Here is a 16,956-nt window from a genome sequence, read left to right as displayed (position 1 = left end):
TCACGACTAAGGTAATTTCTTTTCTCTACTATGTTTTTCTAGCTTCGACATTAATGTATATAAAGATTTCATTTCTTCTTCAGATAAAACCTCTTCAAAAAATGAGGATTGAAAGCGAAGCTGACTAGGTGTCGCCGCATCAATCAATTGCTCGCCTTTGTCTGTTAAGGAAATCGTTTTAGTCTTCCAGTTCTGCTTGCGTTCAATCAGTCCTTCTTTTTCAAGGCGTGCTAGCATTCGTGACATGCCACCTTGCGTTACTGTAACTTTTTCGGCTAGCTGGGATTGCGTTAGCGGTGCGTATGTTTTAATTTGAATTAACACATCAAACTGGGCAGTAGTTAAGTTAAATTGCTTTAAAAAATCATTCGATAGCTGATTGCTTTGATTGGTAAAGCGCATCATCCGCAACCATGTTAGCGAGCCGAGTGTATGTTTTTCCATCACTTAGCCCTCCCTTCCTCGAACTGTATCATCACTTTACCATGCAAGTGACACCGTTGCAAGAAAAATATCTCGAATTCAAGATAATAGGAGTGGCACTTTTAAATGCCATGTGACGTAATAGGGTGTAAGCTACCATTAAAGGCAAAAGAAATTCGGCCCGTTTCTTCTGATATTACCATAATCAAAGCATCACTAAGCTCGCTTAAACCGATTGCTGCACGATGTCTTGTGCCAAGTTTTTTATCGCCTGTATTGATGTTTGAAAGCGGGAGCACATTGGCTGCTGAAACAATTCGATTATTCTTAACTAGTACCGCACCATCATGCAGAGGATTGCCTGGATAAAAAATTGATTCTAACAAGGAATGTGTTAATTCTGCTCCAATGTTAATTCCCGGTTTGATCAGATGGTCAATGGCATCTTCTCTTTCAAAGACAATTAATCCACCATGTCGTCGCTTGGACATGTTTTGTACGCAAATTGAAAGCTCTGGATATTTTTCAGTAAAGGGTGATAAATAGCAATTCAAATAAAATGTAGCCGCTTGTATTTCGATCGTTGCAAATTGTTCTTTAACTTTGTTCAAGTCCCCAAGTAAACAATCTTCTAATGAATCCATCGCAGCTAAACTTTGCTGTAAAGATAGTATTACTAGTCCAAGTTCCTCTTTTATTGTTTGTTTTAATGGAGCCGAATCACAGTTTGGTTGGTTCATAAACGACACCTCTGTTTTCAAATTTCTATGCTTGTTAGTTTCCCTCTATGGAAAATTTTTATGCATTTTAGACGCAAAACTACGATTTTTCTAAAAAAACACGTTACATCTAATCAGATGCAACGTGTTTTTGCTATCAGCTATTACATATGCCCAGCACGAATTTTTTTTACAATACGGAAAGTTGTAAAGGCTGCCGCTGGCGCAAGTACTGCGATGAAAATTAACCATACTTTCAAATTCTCAGTTGATTTTAATAGTTCATAATGTGTCGTAACATAAAAAACAAGTCCGCCTAATAGTAAGTAGCTTAACACGTTTGGAAAGATCACTAGTAAACGTAAAACAGCTGGTGGCATCTTTTGTTGATCCATACAACCACTCCCCTTTACTTAATTATACGTAAATCTTCTAGTATACGCACTATAATTATACAACTATTCCAACTTCTAACTAATATTTTAGCACCATTATACTTTGTATTTTCCAGCAGAGTGTTGAAGCTTTTCAGCTGTCCCATTCAATATATCAATAATGGCTGTCATATCATTCATACTCGTTGCTTGATCTTGTGCCTTTTGTGCAACGGCATCTACACTCGAGGATGTTTGCTTGGCCAATAATGAAACATCTTCCATTGTAGCTGTCACTTCTTCGGTACTCGCTGCAATTTCTTCTGTGGAACTGGATACTAAATCTACTTGTTCAGCCAACACTTGGACATCATTATGAATACCTTCAAAGGATTGCCATGCCTCACTTGCAACGGAGCGGCCTGCATGTAAGACATCCGCTGTCGAATAAATGGCAGACACGATTTTCGTTGTTTCACTTTGCACATTCATCACTACTTGCGAAATGCGCTCCGCAGCAACCTTTGATTCCTCAGCTAATTTTCGAACTTCTTCTGCTACAACTGCAAAGCCTTTACCAGCTTCTCCTGCGCGTGCGGCTTCTATCGATGCGTTGATCGCTAGCAAATTAGTTTGATCAGAAATGCCGGTAATTACAGTCGTAAAGTCGCCAATCATAGTAGATAGTTTTTCTAATTGTTGCGTACTTGCTACAGATAAAGTTGTTTTCTCATGCACTTCGACTAATTGATTTTGCAAGCGATTCATAATATTCAATCCATTATTAGCATGTTCTTCTGTATTACGAGAAATCGTTGAAATTTCAGCAATGGATTCGGAAATATGTTGGATACTACGTGCTAACTCTTCCATCGACTGCGCGCTATCCTCTGTATTGTGCAACTGCGCAAACGATGCCTGAGCTACTTGCTGCGATTCATTTTGAATGACTTGCGCAGACTCTAAAGTATGATGGGCATTTTCATGGATGATATATGTCGCCTCTTTAATTTGAATAGCATCCTGTTGTAGATCACGCATAATTTGTTGAAAATTATCCATCATGCCATTAAATGCTGTGACCAATTGTCCAATTTCATCTTTTGACTTGACGTCGATACGTTTCGTTAAATCTGCATCACCACTACTAATCTCTACAAGCGAATTTCGCACATGTAAAATACGTGACACTTGTTTTGAAATAGAAAAACCAGTGATAAGGAAAATCACACAAACGACGATAATAGATGCAATAATAGTTCCTACTAGTATATTGGATAAGACATCATTAGACACTATAATTGCTAACGATGTCCCATTTGATAGCGGCTTCACATATTGCGTAACGCGCTTACCGTCATAGCGGCCTGAAAAGTCTGCACTTTTCGCTGCAGTAAATTGCTCCTTAGTAAAGCCAATATCCGCTAAATTTTTGTCTGTTGTCGTAACAATTGGTTCTCCTTGCGCATTAACAACTGCTGCAAAGAGCACCGTTTTCGATAAGTATTTGTTTAGTTCATTTATGTAGTAGTCACTGCCAATTGTTGTTTCTAAATCTAATAATTGTTGGCCATTTCTCGCAACTTGAATAATTTGTGGCGTAGCCGGGTTCCAACTACTAACCCCAACAAATTTGAAAAATTCGCTGTCCACATCGCGAATTTGCGCTTTTTGAACAATTGAAGTTGCACGTCCATCTAATAGCTGCATGTATTCAGCTGCTTGTCCATCTGGATCTGAACCAAAATTAAAATCAATGTAAGGGGCAACGGATGTAACGGCCGTGTTTCCTTTATCATCGGTACTCCAAATTTCGTCAATTCCACCTCGTTCAGCAATGGCTTTTAAATCTTTATATGTAGCCCCTTTCTCAATAATATACGAAGCCATGACCGATTCTGCGATCATTTCTTTTTCCATAATTTCTTCTGCTTTTGCCCTTGATTGAATAGCTCCCTCCATTCCCATAACTATTGAGCTAGCGAGTGCCTCACCATTACTCTTGACGCTTTTATAAGTCGCCTGAAAAATATAAATAGAAAATGCGCCTATGATTAACACTACAATAGCCATAATCTCCAGCATCATTTTCCACTTCATTGATTTTCCCACTAAATGTTCCTCCCGAAAATAGGTTTATTTCAATTTCATCATACAATATCATTTCACTATATTTAATTTATTTTTTTAGTATTTAAAATAATAAAATTAATCAAGCGATTAAAAAGACATAAATTTGTAATAAAATTTTCTTCACACTAAAAAGTTGATAGAAAAGCACTAATATATTGGTCTTTTTCTCATATTTTTAGTAAATATTTTTTATTTTTTAGACAATTTTTTTCTGCCTATGATAGCCTTTTGTCCCATAAAAAAAAGCACCTTGTTTAATGAAGATTCACTAAAAAGGTGCACAAGTTGGTTTTCACACAAACTCGAATTATATTAAGATAATTTATTGTTACTCCAATTAAAAACCGCTTGGTCCGCTGTCAGGAAAGTTTGTGGAAAAACTGCTTGAGCCTCCGCTAAAAAAGTTGGTAAATCATGCGGTAAAAATCGCGCACTTAAATGATTAAGAAGTAAATAGTGAGCACCCGCTTTTTTTGCTACCATCGCTGCTTCCACATTTGTTGAATGACCGTAGCTTGCGGCTAAGTCCGTTGTACTACCGTCAAATGTTGCTTCATGGACAACGACATCTGCATGTTCTGCCAAAGAAATCGCTTCTTCACAATATTTTGTATCCCCTAGAATTGTGAGTGTAAAGCCTTTTTTAGGAGGTGCCACCACATCCTTTGCAGAAATAATAGTACCATTTTCAAGTTTAATATCTTGGCCTCTTTTCAACTGTCCAAGCAAAGGACCTTTTGGTACGCCGAAATTTTGTACTTTTTCCATCAGGAGCTCGCCAGGTAAATCCTTTTGCTCTATGCGATAACCAAAGCAAGGGACTACATGGCGCAACTCACTCGCGCGCGCAATAAATTTTTCATCTTCATAAATAATCCCCTCTTGTACTTCTACAAATTGCAATGGATACGTTAAATGTGTTTTCGATAATGCAAAAGTTTGCTCTACCCATTGTTGTAAACCTGCTGGACCAAAGATTGTCAGCGGTTCATCGCCACCTTGAAAAGAGCGCGAACTTAGAAATCCAGGTAAACCAAATATATGGTCACCATGTAAATGGGTAATAAATATTTTCGTTACTTTGCGTGGCTTTAATGATGTATGCAAAATTTGGTGCTGTGTCGCCTCTCCACAATCAAATAGCCACATTTCACTGTTTTCATCCAATAATTTTAGCATTAACGCGCTTGTATTGCGCTCTTTTGAAGGCATGCCTGCGCCTGTTCCTAAAAAATGTAGTTGCACAACTGCCACCTCAATTCTTTTTCTGTCGTTCTATTGTACCTTATTGCTAAACAGAAGAAAAACCTTTGGTGAATGCATCTCCAAAGGTTTTGCTGTTATTTAGGCTGCCACGATACGAGTGCAGCATGAAAGTCATGGCGATAGTAGTAACGACCATTCTTTTCTTCTATAAAGGGTACAAGTGACTCCTCAACATGTGCGCGGTTAAAATCCGTGTTCAATATTTTTTTACTTTGAGTTGTCACAAGCTGCTCCAATGTTTCATATTCGTATGTTCGCTCCAGGGGAACAATGTGACAATCCGCATAAATATCCATCTCATATAGTAAATTTAAAAATTCAATATAATCTCTTCTTGGATATTTAATATCATAACCGTACTTTTCATGCAGTACTTCATAATGTGGTTGGATTGGCCCCGTTGTCATACCAATAATCGCACGCTTTTTAGCAAGGCGATCCATATGACGAAGTGCCGCTTTAATTTCGTACATACGGTAAAAACAGTTGACACCGACGACAATATCATGTGCTTTTAAATCACTTTCAGCCAGTTGCTCCCACTTCGCATGGACATAGGAAACATGGTTCTTGTCTTGTAAACATTGCTGTAAATAACTTAGGATGCTATCTGAACTATCAACACATGTTAGTTCACGTACATAGTCAGCAAGTGGGAACGTATAGTTACCCCAGCCTGGCCCAATTTCAATGACTGTATGATGCGGTTGAATGTGTTTTTTTATTTCTTCAAAAATTTGAGTAGCATATGGATCCGTTTGCCCTATTTTTTTACGCGCGATGGATTGCGACCAAAATTGCTCCTCTAGTTGATCATTGAGCATGCGCTCTGGCATTTGTCCTTGCCAATCTTTCATGCCTTCTTGCCATAATGCTTCATAATTAATTGCTAACGGCCCTTTTCTTGTCATCCACGTACCTCTATTTTTAACATTTCATATATTTTTTCCATATCGATATTCGCGCGCACATGGGATGCCAGCATATTGTAGGCATCTTCCCTACGCTCAGCATCACTTTTGACATCTGTCGGCAATAATGCAAGCCCTTTTGACTGGCGCATATCATTGACAAGCTGACGTGTAAAGTTGCGATTATGGAACAAACCGTGGAAGTATGTACCAATTACTTGTTCATCAGCACTGACAGCCCCGTCTTCACGACCATCTGCTAAGTGTAAAAATGGGGATACTTCCTCGCGTAAAATTTTTGTGCGACCGAGATGAATTTCATAGCCAGTCAATGTCTCATTTGCTCTTGTTCCCGACATTTGCACTGTTTTTTTATGCCCTACAAAGACGGTTTCCATCGGTAATAAGCCCAGACCTTGCGCAGAGTCACCATTTCCTTCCACTGCATCTGGATCGAGTAAAGTTTCACCGAGCATTTGAAAACCACCACATATACCAATAATTTTGGTACCACGTGCTCGTAAGTTCTTAATCGCCTGATCAAAGCCTTGTGCCTTCAGCCATGCTAAATCATCCATTGTACTTTTTGTGCCCGGTAGTATAAGCAAATCCGGCGTGCCAAGCTCTGCTACATTGCCAATTAATCGCACACCTACTTCCGGTTCATCAAAGAATGGATCAATATCTGTGAAATTAGAAATACGAGGTAAGCGTATCATTGCCACATCTACTGAGAATTCGCCTGGCTTTGGTTTTTTAAAGCGCAGTGCTGATAACGCTAAAGAATCCTCGGCTTCTATATTGACATCTACATATGGCACAACACCTAGAACAGGGATGCCCGTCTCACGCTCTACCCATTCAATGCCATCGTCTAACAGCTCGCGCATACCACGGAATTTATTAATGATAAGCCCTTTTACCCGTGCACGCTCTGCCTCATCAAGTAATGCAAGTGTCCCAATAATAGAAGCAAAGACACCGCCGCGGTCAATATCCGCCACTAACACAACTGCCGCATCTGCTAAATGGGCCATGCGCATATTGGCAATATCGCGATCTTTCAAATTAATTTCAGCTGGGCTTCCTGCACCTTCAAGCACAATGACATCATATGTATTTTGTAACGTTCGTACAGACTTCTCCACAATTGGCATCGCTTGTTGCACAAATTGATTACGATAGCTTTTGGCATCCATATTTAAAAAATGCTTACCATGTACAATCACCTCAGACACCATATCTTGCTTTGGCTTGAGTAAAATCGGATTCATATCGGTCGTTGCGACTACGCGCGCTGCTTCTGCTTGAACCCCTTGCGCACGACCGATTTCTCCGCCATCTGCTGTGACAAATGAATTCAGCGCCATATTTTGCGACTTAAACGGCACTACTTTCAGACCATCATCTGAAAAAATACGACATAGTGCCGTACATATCATACTTTTTCCAACATCAGAAGCGGTTCCTTGAATCATAATTGATTTTGCTGGCATCGTGATTTCCCTCCTTCATTCATTAGGAGGGTAGCTACTATTCAGCTTATTACTGAATATCCCCCCTGGCCTGTACTTAGAATTAGAATTCAAGCCCTTTGACAGCAGGAATTCCTTCTTCATAATAATGTTTTGTGGCATCGATTGTTGATACTAAATCTGCCATTGCAACAAGTGCTGGATGGGCACTGCGTCCGGTTACGACAAGGTGCATTGTAGCAGGGCGTTGTGCGATGGCTTCAAGCACTTCAGCTAATGGTAGTACATCCTCAATTGGAAATTTTGAAATAGCCAGCGCATTGTTTAGCTCATCTAAAACAAGTAAATCAATGCTGTCGTCTTGTAAAGCTTCCTTTGCTTTTTGCCAAGCCTTAGCTAATGCAACACGATGTTCCTCTGGTGTTTTCGTCCATGTGAAACCAATGCCCATTTGTTCCATTTCTACACCCAGTTTCTTTAGGGCAATGTGTTCACCATATGTACGTTCTGGCGATTTAATAAATTGCATATAACGCACATTCAACCCGCGTCCTACTGCGCGCAACGTTACGCCAAGAGAAGCGGTCGTTTTACCCTTGCCATCCCCTGTATATACTAAAAACAAGCCTTGTCTAGCCATTTTCCTACCTCCTTAAAGCCATGTTGTTTTTTCTTCAAATGCTGTCCGCTTTTTATCAGTAAGCGCTTGTTCTTGTGGGTAACCAAGGAAAATCGTACCGACCACTTTTTGCTTGTCGCTGGCACCGATAAATGCATGCATGCGTGCATCATGGACAAGTCCAACACCACGCGTACGCCATACAAATCCTAACCCTAGCTCCTCTGCCGCGAGCCACATGGACATGATTGCACTGCACACAGCAAAGACATTATCTGCTGTTGCATCTTCGTCATTTTCCACTATATCGGCTGTTACCACAATGGCCACAGGTGTTGTTTGAACAACCTTTAATGAGCTTTCCACTAAATTTGGCTTTGTTGGAAAACGTTCTTGCAAATAGGCATCTGCCATCGCTTCATAACGCTTCATCGCTTCACCTTGAATGATATAAAAATGCCAAGGCTCGCGCATGCGATCGTTAGGGGCATAGGTTGCGGCTTGTAAAATTTGTTCGATTTTTTCCTTTTCTACAGGCTGTGCTGTATAGTTACGGATTGCACGACGATTTTTTAATGCTTCCATTACTGTCATGAAGGTATCCTCCTTTATGGTAGTTTACTTTTGGTTAGATAACTGTCTAGCTATTTATATAGGTGAATAGCTAGGTACTATAACAACATTAGCTAAACGCAAGTCCTTGCTCTTCAAACCATTGAATTTTTTCTCGCACATGGACAACATCCCCAACGACAATCATCGATGGATTGTGGTAGCCCTCGCGTTCGATAATATTGGCAATATCGTTTAGCGGTCCTGTAATTGTTCGTTGTTGCTCGGTTGTACCCCATTCAATAACCGCTACCGGTGTCGTCGCGGGACGGCCATTGTCAATCAACTTTTGCGAGATATATGCAATATTGCCTACACTCATATAAAAAGCGACGGTATCGATACCTGTTGCAAGTGCTGGCCAATTTAAAAAATCTTGTCCTTTTTCCTCTCGACCGTGGCCTGTAACGAGTGCAAAGCTTGTGGCAAAATCTCTATGCGTCACAGGAATACCTGCATATGCTGGAGCTGCAATGCCAGCTGTAATCCCCGGTACTACTTCATAGGAGATGCCGTGATTTTTTAAAATTTCTGCTTCTTCAGCGCCACGACCGAATACAAATGGATCGCCACCTTTTAAACGTGTTACGACTTTACCCTCTTGCGCCTTCTCAACAAGCAATGTATTAATTTCATCTTGTATTAAATGATGCTTACCAGGCAATTTCCCACAGTAGACAAGCTCTGCATCTTTTTTTGCATACGCTAATAATTTTGGATTCACTAATCGGTCGTATGCAATGACATCGGCTTTTTGAATACATTCCAACCCATATACCGTAATGAGCTTTGGATCACCAGGACCCGCTCCTACTAAATAGACAATTCCATCCTTCATCGCGTTTCTCCCGTCAATAGTTGTTGTAAAAAGGCCTCTCGGCGATCAATGTCTCCACTTCGTGTCCACTCTAATAAGCTTGGCTCAAGCAATGCTTGTAACGCTTTGCGTCTTTGTTCACCCTTGTCAAATTGAGCAGAAATCATTAGACGGGCTTGCTGTAAAAAGCAAACATAATCTTCATAGACAGCATCAAATTGCTCAGCTAAATCTTCTTTTATTTTGCGTGCAAGCGCCGGGCTTGCCCCTGAAGTAGAGACAGTCAACACTAAAGGACCGCGACGTACAGTTGCTGGTGTAATAAAATCACTCTCTCCTTGTACATCTGCTCGATTGAACAACTGCCAATGTTGGGCTGCCTCTTGTACCGCATCGTTAACGTTCGTATTATTTGTCGCAGCAATAATAAGCGTGGCATCATCTAAATCTCGCGGCTCAAATTCTTTTTCCCGCCATGTAATTTGCCCAGCTTCTGCAAAGGGAATTAATGAGTCATGTAACGTTGGACTCACCACGACAATGTTTGCTTTCGCAGGTAATAAGGAACTTACCTTTTGCGTCGCGACATGTCCTCCACCAACGATGACAACAGTTTTGTATTCCATATTGAGATGAATAGGAAAATAATTAGTCATTCGTTTTCACCTTCTTACAAGCTGTTAGCCAATTATCAACAAGCTTTGGATTAGAAACAAAATGAAAGTGTGTATAACCCGCCACAACATTTCCTGCTTGATAACCTTCTTGCTTATTGCCAAAACGTCCCTTTGTTTCATAAGCGTGGCTATTATGCGTACCACTATAGGATGAATAATGGAATTCGTGTCCTTTTGCTTGTTCGTCTTGACCGATTAAAAAATTAGACTTTGTGCCGTAAATTTCACGATAGCCCAATGCCGCAAGCTTTGTTTGCATCGCTACTTCCCCCGGAATCACACCGAGCATTTCATATCGTTCCCCTTGACTGTTCGTAATTGCTTCGGTCAAGTACATGAAACCTCCACATTCCGCTAATGTTGGAATGCCCTTCGCAATCGCTTCACGAATAGATGTTTTCACCACTTCATTGTTTGCTAGCGTGTCGGCAAATTCTTCCGGGAAGCCCCCACCGATATATAAACCATCTGCTTCAGCTGGTACCGGTTCATTGGCAAGTGGTGAGAAAAATTGTACTGTTGCTCCCTTTGCTCGCAGAAGCGCTAAGTTTTCCTCGTAATAAAAGTTGAATGCCGCATCTTTGGCTACCGCAATACAAATATTTTGGGAAGGTTGTTCGGCAAATAATTGGCCCGTCTCCTGTAGGGCTGGCGCTTGTGTTAATGCCAGTAATAAATCCAAATCAATCGTCTCCGCCATTAAAGCACCGAGCTTATCAAAAAACGTATTGAGTTCTCCCCGTTCAATCGCAGGAATAAGCCCTAAATGACGACTTGGAATATCAATATCTGCTTCACGCTTTAAATAGCCAATTACAGGAATACCACATTCTTGTTCAATCGCTGCTTTGGCAATTTCATAGTGACCTACACTGCCTACCTGGTTGGCGATAACCCCAACAATTTTTGGCTTGTCGGACAGAAGTTGAAAGCCTTTAACGACAGCAGCTACACTTCGAGCCATACTTGCACAATTGACAATTAAAATCACCGGGCTTTCTGTGACAACACTAATTTCCGCTGCAGAACCTTCATCAGAAAGTGGACTTTTACCATCATAAAAGCCCATTACTCCTTCAATAATCGCCACGTCGGCATCCATACTTGCACGTGCCACAATATCACGTACCGCATCATGTGAAAACATCCAGCTATCAATATTGCGCGAAACACGTCCTGTTACGGCTGTATGGTAGCTTGGGTCAATATAATCTGGACCACATTTAAAGCCTTGCACGATTTTTCCTTTTTCCTGCAATGCCTTCATAAGGCCGATGGTGAACGTTGTCTTACCAACACCACTGCCTGTTCCTGCAAGAACAAAGCGATTTGTTTGCATACGCTTCCCTCCTAAAATACTAATCTCGCTACAGAAATCGTAGCATTGCCTGATTTTTTCTTTGGTAATACAAGTGATTCCACCTGTGCATAACGCATCGCAGCAGGTTCACTTACCCCATATGCCCCTGTATATTTAAATACCGTTTCAGATGGTGATGGAAAATGGATTTCATTTAATTCGGCTGGAGTATAGGTAACGAACTCCCAATCATATTTTTTCGTAATTTCAATAAAACATGACTCGTCTTTTTTCAAATCAATAGTACAAAGTGCTTTAACACTTTTTTTCGATAGTTTCAATTCAACTAGTGTTGAATCAATGACTTGTTCAATTTCTTCAACAGACGTTCCTCGATTACAACCCATGCCAAGTACTACTGATTTTGGTCGATAAATAACCCCGTTGTCCAGTAAAGTTTCTTCCTCTGGTTCAATGAGTCGATCAGTAATCAATAGCGTCGCATGCGGTTGCGCTGCAATTGCCGCTTGTGTTGAAGGATAAATTTTTATTTGCTCCGGCATTGGTGAATCACGCATCCACCAATCACGTTCTCCTGTTTCCTGGACAATTGCTACATGTTCTTCATTGACGACTGAGGCACTTACTGGTGTTAGCTTATCTGCACTATCCCAAACCCAACCAAAACGTGCACCAAATAAATCAACAGGGATGGTTTTTTGTACGTCGGAAGCCGTTGTAATGATCGGATTTGCCCCAAGTGCCGCTGCCACCTCATGTGTGAGCTCATTGGCGCCACCTAAATGACCTGATAATACACTGATGACATTTTCTCCTCGGTCATCAATAACAACTACACCTGGATCGGTTTTCTTATCCTGCAAAATAGGTGCAATCATGCGCACGACCGCACCAAGTGAAATAATTAATATTAATCCTTTATACTGTTTAAAAAGTGTTGGCAGTAATAACCGAACCGTACCCGTAAAAAGCTGAATATGCTTTTCCGCTTCGTCGCCCTGCTCAAACTTACTCATATAATATAAATCGCTTGCTGCAAACGTTTGCTGTAGTTTACGTCCGATTTGAACACCATGCTTGGTAATGGCCACAACGGCATAAGGATTACGCTGATCAACTGCTGGCAATACACCTTCTTGTAATTCAATCATGTGACTTCACACCTTTGCGGAAGCCATGTGTAAAGGTCGCATCATATAATTTTGAACGGTACTCATCTTTATCATGAATATTCGGATCTAATGCCCAACCAGCTAGAATCATCGCATGCTTGCGAATACCATTGACACGCATTGCCTCATCCAGCTCGACTAATGTCGTGCGGACGATTTTTTGATCTGGCCAAGTGGCACGCTGGATAACCGCTACAGGTGTATCATCTGACCATCCGGCACCTTGTAATTCTTTAACGATTTTCTTTGTTAGCGTTGCACTTAGGAAAAGCGCAATCGTACAATGATGGCTAGCAAGATCACGAAGCTTTTCGAACTCGGGCACAGGCGTACGCCCTTCTGCACGCGTTAAAATAAGCGTTTGTGTTAAATCAGGAATTGTTAACTCGGCACCAATGGCAGCAGCTGAAGCAAATACCGAGCTAACACCAGGAATAACCTCGTATCCAATTCCTTCCTTTTTCAACAATGCAATTTGCTCCATAATGGCGCCATACATTGCAGGATCGCCTGTATGCATACGGGCAACGACTTTTCCAGCATTGACATGCTCAACCATGACCGCAACCATTTCCTCTAAATGCATACCAGCTGTACGAATGACTTCCGCATCTGGCTTTGCTTTGGCAATTAAATCTTCATTAACTAATGAATCCGTATACATCACAACGTCCGCTGTTTGCAACAAATGTAAACCTTTGACAGTAATTAAATCCGGGTCCCCTGGGCCTGCACCGACAATATAAATTTTCTTCATTATTTACGCACCACCATTAACGTTAAATATTCTAAATCGACACCGTCAAGCTCGCGCACATCCCAAATAATTTCCTCATCAGATGTTACCTTTGTGACAACGGAAGCTTTATCTAGCAAGTCTAAATCGCGCAATACTTCGAGCATTAAATCAATCACTTTTGCTACTTTAATAAAAACGACTGCATCATGACTTTCAATTGCTTCGCGCATTGCATCATAATTATCATAGGCTGGTATGATTGCTACACGATCATCTCCATCCGCAAGGGCAATGCCTAAACGAGACGCAGAACCATTGAATGAGGAAATGCCTGGTACTGTGCGAATTTCCACATCTGGATGCATGTCCTGCATGAGCTTCATCATATGAATAAATGTACTATACAAAAGAGGGTCGCCTTCCGTTACAAATGCAACATCCTTACCTTCTTGCAATTTACCATAAACAAGTTCAACGGATTTCGTCCATTCACGTTCTAAAACCGCCTCATCTTTTGTCATCGGGAAAACAAGACCTAGCATATCTTTTTCCTCAGGGTTAATGTAGACATCGACGATACGATGCGCATAACTTTTACTACCTTTTAATTTTTTCGGATAAGCAATTACCGGTGACTCCTGAATCACGCGGAATGCCTTTACTGTAATTAATTCTGGATCGCCAGGACCTACGCCTAAGCCATATAAAACACCAAGATTACTCATGATTTTCTTCCTTTCGATATGCCGAAATTATATAGATCGGATTTAATGGGACAAAGCGCGTCATATCTAAAATTGGTTTACTACGTGCGAGTTGTGCTTGTAAAATCTCTACTGTAAAGTTACAAGCTTTAAATGCCTCAACGGCTTTATATAAATTTTCAATTGTTGCCGCATTTAAAACAATGCGACCATTTGGTTTCAAACGAGCACAACACAACTGTAATAGCTCCACCATTTCCCCACCAGTGCCACCGATAAAAATGGCATCTGGATCTGGGAATTGCTCTAGACCTGCAGGCGCTTTACTATGTATAGCCGTTATATCGACACGGAATTTCTGTTGATTTTGCAGGCAGTTTTCTAAATCAGGTGCATTTTTTTCCACTGCATACACTTGACCTTCTGGGGCGAGTTTCCCCGCTTCAATTGCCATCGAACCTGTACACGTACCGACATCCCAAATCGTACTATCTTTCTGTAGCTGCATCGCTTGTAAACTTAGCACACGAATTTCCTTTTTCGTAATCAATCCTTTATCTGGCTTACGCTGCGAAAACTCTTCATCATCTATACCAAGTGCATAGCGTTTCGGTATAGATGTTTGCTGCAAAATCACAACATTTAAAGATGAAAATTGCGCTTCTGCCATCTCATCAAGAGAATACCAGCCATATTTTTCGCCGACGCCTTGTAAATTTTCTGCCACAAAAGCACGGTATTCTGTCATACCAAAATGTTTTAAATAGCGTGCCAGCACATTTGGATTATTGTCCGCATCCGTCAGCAATGCTACTTTCTTTTGGCCATCAATCCGTTGGGCTAAGCCTTTCATTGGTCGCCCGTGAATACTTGTAACATAGGCATCTTGCCAGCTTTCACCCATTTTTGAAAAGGCAAGCTGGATGGAGCTCATATAAGGATAGACTTCGATATTGAGCTTCTTTGCTAAATAGCCGCCGATGCCGTAAAATAGTGGATCCCCCGACGCTAAAATCACCGTTTTTCGTGTTTCTTTAGCAAGTTTTTCAACGAGCGTCGAAAGACCACCTTTAATAACGATTTTTTCGCCTGTAAAGCTTGGGAAAAAATCAAGGACACGCTCACCACCTACCAGCACCTGGCAGTCAGTAATCCACTGCCGATACTGTGGTAGTAAACTTTCTTGTCCGTTATCCCCGATCCCAATCAATTTTATCGATGGATGCAATGTCATCAGCCCTTCCTAGTAATTGTCCCTGCATCGAATAAATCGATGTTGACAGCTTCAAGCCCCCTCGAATATGGTGTAATGATGAATAACAACATGCCTCACATAAGTGATGAAAGAACGCATTATAGCCCTTTTCCGCCATTATTTCGCCAACTTGAGAGGCGGTATTTGCTTCCCTTACTTGCATAACTGTCTCATCATCTGCTCCAATATCAATGGCTAACTGCGCCAAAAAATTAAAATCAATGGCTGCACTTTTGGAATGCACCATCATGACTCCTTGTGCAACTTTTGAAAATTTCCCCATCATGCCAACAAGGGATACTTGTTTAATGCCAAGTCGTTTACAGTGCTTTAAAGTAAAGCCGACAAAATCACCCATTTCAATAAAGGCTTCCTCTGGTAATGCAGGATACTGAGCCATGCCGTACTTTTCACTGCGTCCTCCTGTCGTCACAACTACGTGTTCACAGCCAGCTGCTCTTGCGACACTGATTGCTTGGACAATGCTTGCCATATAAGCAGAACTTGAAAAAGGCACGACGGTTCCCCTTGTGCCTAAAATAGATATACCGCCAAGTATGCCGAGCCTGCCATTTAATGTTTTTTTTGCAATTTCCTCACCGTCCGGTACCGAAATAACAACATTAACGCCACGACTAATTTGAAACTCGTCGAGCACATCTTGTACAGTACTATGTATCATCTTACGAGGAACAGGATTGATCGCAGCTTCTCCAACTGGCACCGGTAAGCCGGGCTTTGTCACGCGCCCGACGCCAATACCACCATCTAAATGTATCCCAGGGGTATCAGCCCAACTTACCGTACCAATAATAAGCGCTTTATGGGTCGCATCCGGATCATCACCAGCATCTTTAATTGTTTCACAGCTGACTTCATTATGACCAAACGTACATTTTTCAATTGTAAACGTTGCATCACGCCCTATTGGCAAATGGATTGTACTTGTTTCTTGCTCTTCATTCGTAATAAGGGCTAGCAAGGCGGCTTTCGTAACAGCAGTTGCACAGGCTCCTGTTGTATAACCGTGACGCATGTCTTTCGGATCCTTTTTTGGCTTCCGCTCCATTACTTTTTCGCCTGTTCGTCCGCTAATAATGAAACGGCATTTAATGCAGCAACCGTCACTGTACTTCCGCCTTTACGCCCAACATTTGTAATATACGGAATGCCTTCTAGCTTTAACAGCTCTTCTTTCGACTCTGCTGCTGACACGAAACCAACAGGCATACCAATAATTAAATCTGGTTTGGCTAACCCTTCTTTAATTAAACGAATTAACTCAAGTAATGCTGTTGGGGCATTTCCGATTGCATAAATACCACCTTCGTGTAATTTCGATGCTTTTTGCATAGAAATAATGGCGCGCGTTGTATTTTGTTTTTTCGCTTCAATCGACACATCTTCATCTGCGATATAGCAGTGTAAATCCCCACCGTGCTTTTGGAAACGTTTTTTCCCAGAGCCACTTTCAATCATTTGCACATCGGCAATGACATGACGACCTGCAAGAATAGACTTGATACCCGCTTCAATCGCTCCTGGCGTAATAATAACGCTACGTCCTAACTCAAAGTCAGCTGATGCATGGATAATACGACGAACAATTTTCCACTCGTCTTCTGAAAAATCATGGTCGCCCATTTCCTCTGCAATAATGGAAAAACTATAATCATAAATTTTGTCCGGGTCTACTGTTAATGGTTTAAAATCTGTTTTGAAATCCATGTGGAATGCCT

General features: G+C 41.2%; 18 protein-coding genes. All 18 read right to left on the bottom strand.

Features of this window, described 5'->3' with window-relative positions:
- Nucleotides 1–6 precede the first annotated feature (6 nt).
- On the bottom strand, nt 7–444 hold the full coding sequence (locus ACIQXI_RS03810; protein WP_402921791.1) for a MarR family winged helix-turn-helix transcriptional regulator: 438 nt from the start codon (nt 442–444) through the stop codon (nt 7–9).
- A gap of 101 nt (nt 445–545) precedes the next feature.
- On the bottom strand, nt 546–1,163 hold the full coding sequence (gene cdaS, locus ACIQXI_RS03805; RefSeq protein WP_402921789.1) for a sporulation-specific diadenylate cyclase CdaS: 618 nt from the start codon (nt 1,161–1,163) through the stop codon (nt 546–548).
- Nucleotides 1,164–1,306: 143 nt separating this feature from the next.
- Complete coding sequence (locus tag ACIQXI_RS03800; RefSeq protein WP_402921788.1) at nt 1,307–1,537, bottom strand: acyl-phosphate glycerol 3-phosphate acyltransferase; 231 nt, start codon at nt 1,535–1,537, stop codon at nt 1,307–1,309.
- A 96-nt stretch (nt 1,538–1,633) separates the two neighbouring features.
- Nucleotides 1,634–3,628, bottom strand: a complete 1,995-nt coding sequence (locus tag ACIQXI_RS03795; protein ID WP_402921786.1) for a methyl-accepting chemotaxis protein — start codon at nt 3,626–3,628, stop codon at nt 1,634–1,636.
- 333 nt (nt 3,629–3,961) lie between these two features.
- Entirely contained in the window at nt 3,962–4,894 is a 933-nt protein-coding gene (rnz, locus tag ACIQXI_RS03790; RefSeq protein ID WP_402921784.1) for a ribonuclease Z, read from the bottom strand.
- 95 nt (nt 4,895–4,989) lie between these two features.
- The gene (locus tag ACIQXI_RS03785; protein ID WP_402921782.1) at nt 4,990–5,826 is read right to left on the bottom strand and encodes a class I SAM-dependent methyltransferase; all 837 of its coding nucleotides are present in this window, start codon (nt 5,824–5,826) and stop codon (nt 4,990–4,992) included.
- The gene (locus ACIQXI_RS03780; protein ID WP_402921781.1) at nt 5,823–7,322 is read right to left on the bottom strand and encodes a cobyric acid synthase; all 1,500 of its coding nucleotides are present in this window, start codon (nt 7,320–7,322) and stop codon (nt 5,823–5,825) included. Before ACIQXI_RS03780 ends, ACIQXI_RS03785 begins: the two co-directional genes overlap by 4 nt.
- 82 nt (nt 7,323–7,404) lie before the next feature.
- Nucleotides 7,405–7,941, bottom strand: a complete 537-nt coding sequence (locus tag ACIQXI_RS03775; RefSeq protein ID WP_402921780.1) for a cob(I)yrinic acid a,c-diamide adenosyltransferase — start codon at nt 7,939–7,941, stop codon at nt 7,405–7,407.
- A gap of 12 nt (nt 7,942–7,953) precedes the next feature.
- A complete protein-coding gene (locus ACIQXI_RS03770; RefSeq protein ID WP_402921778.1) occupies nt 7,954–8,514 on the bottom strand; it encodes a nitroreductase family protein in 561 nt (186 codons plus the stop codon).
- Nucleotides 8,515–8,602: 88 nt separating this feature from the next.
- On the bottom strand, nt 8,603–9,370 hold the full coding sequence (gene cobA, locus ACIQXI_RS03765) for a uroporphyrinogen-III C-methyltransferase (protein ID WP_402921776.1): 768 nt from the start codon (nt 9,368–9,370) through the stop codon (nt 8,603–8,605).
- Complete coding sequence (locus tag ACIQXI_RS03760; RefSeq protein ID WP_402921774.1) at nt 9,367–10,005, bottom strand: precorrin-2 dehydrogenase/sirohydrochlorin ferrochelatase family protein; 639 nt, start codon at nt 10,003–10,005, stop codon at nt 9,367–9,369. Before ACIQXI_RS03760 ends, cobA begins: the two co-directional genes overlap by 4 nt.
- The gene (locus ACIQXI_RS03755; RefSeq protein WP_402921772.1) at nt 9,998–11,365 is read right to left on the bottom strand and encodes a cobyrinic acid a,c-diamide synthase CobB; all 1,368 of its coding nucleotides are present in this window, start codon (nt 11,363–11,365) and stop codon (nt 9,998–10,000) included. The genes ACIQXI_RS03760 and ACIQXI_RS03755 overlap by 8 nt, the downstream gene beginning before the upstream one ends.
- 11 nt (nt 11,366–11,376) lie before the next feature.
- On the bottom strand, nt 11,377–12,498 hold the full coding sequence (locus tag ACIQXI_RS03750) for a cobalt-precorrin 5A hydrolase (RefSeq protein WP_402921770.1): 1,122 nt from the start codon (nt 12,496–12,498) through the stop codon (nt 11,377–11,379).
- On the bottom strand, nt 12,491–13,276 hold the full coding sequence (gene cobM / locus ACIQXI_RS03745; protein WP_402921768.1) for a precorrin-4 C(11)-methyltransferase: 786 nt from the start codon (nt 13,274–13,276) through the stop codon (nt 12,491–12,493). Before cobM ends, ACIQXI_RS03750 begins: the two co-directional genes overlap by 8 nt.
- Nucleotides 13,276–13,983: a precorrin-2 C(20)-methyltransferase gene (gene cobI / locus ACIQXI_RS03740; RefSeq protein WP_402921766.1), complete on the bottom strand. Its 708-nt coding sequence runs from the start codon at nt 13,981–13,983 to the stop codon at nt 13,276–13,278. The genes cobM and cobI overlap by 1 nt, the downstream gene beginning before the upstream one ends.
- On the bottom strand, nt 13,976–15,196 hold the full coding sequence (gene cbiE, locus ACIQXI_RS03735; protein ID WP_402921764.1) for a precorrin-6y C5,15-methyltransferase (decarboxylating) subunit CbiE: 1,221 nt from the start codon (nt 15,194–15,196) through the stop codon (nt 13,976–13,978). Before cbiE ends, cobI begins: the two co-directional genes overlap by 8 nt.
- Nucleotides 15,153–16,286, bottom strand: a complete 1,134-nt coding sequence (locus ACIQXI_RS03730; RefSeq protein ID WP_402921762.1) for a cobalt-precorrin-5B (C(1))-methyltransferase — start codon at nt 16,284–16,286, stop codon at nt 15,153–15,155. Before ACIQXI_RS03730 ends, cbiE begins: the two co-directional genes overlap by 44 nt.
- Nucleotides 16,286–16,945: a precorrin-8X methylmutase gene (locus tag ACIQXI_RS03725; protein WP_402921760.1), complete on the bottom strand. Its 660-nt coding sequence runs from the start codon at nt 16,943–16,945 to the stop codon at nt 16,286–16,288. Before ACIQXI_RS03725 ends, ACIQXI_RS03730 begins: the two co-directional genes overlap by 1 nt.
- Between the last annotated feature and the right edge of the window lie 11 nt (nt 16,946–16,956).

Source organism: Lysinibacillus sp. NPDC097195 (assembly GCF_044762075.1).
Classification (GTDB): domain Bacteria; phylum Bacillota; class Bacilli; order Bacillales_A; family Planococcaceae; genus Lysinibacillus.
Note: the sequence above shows the minus strand (reverse complement) of the source record. Positions and strands in the feature narration are given on the sequence as shown.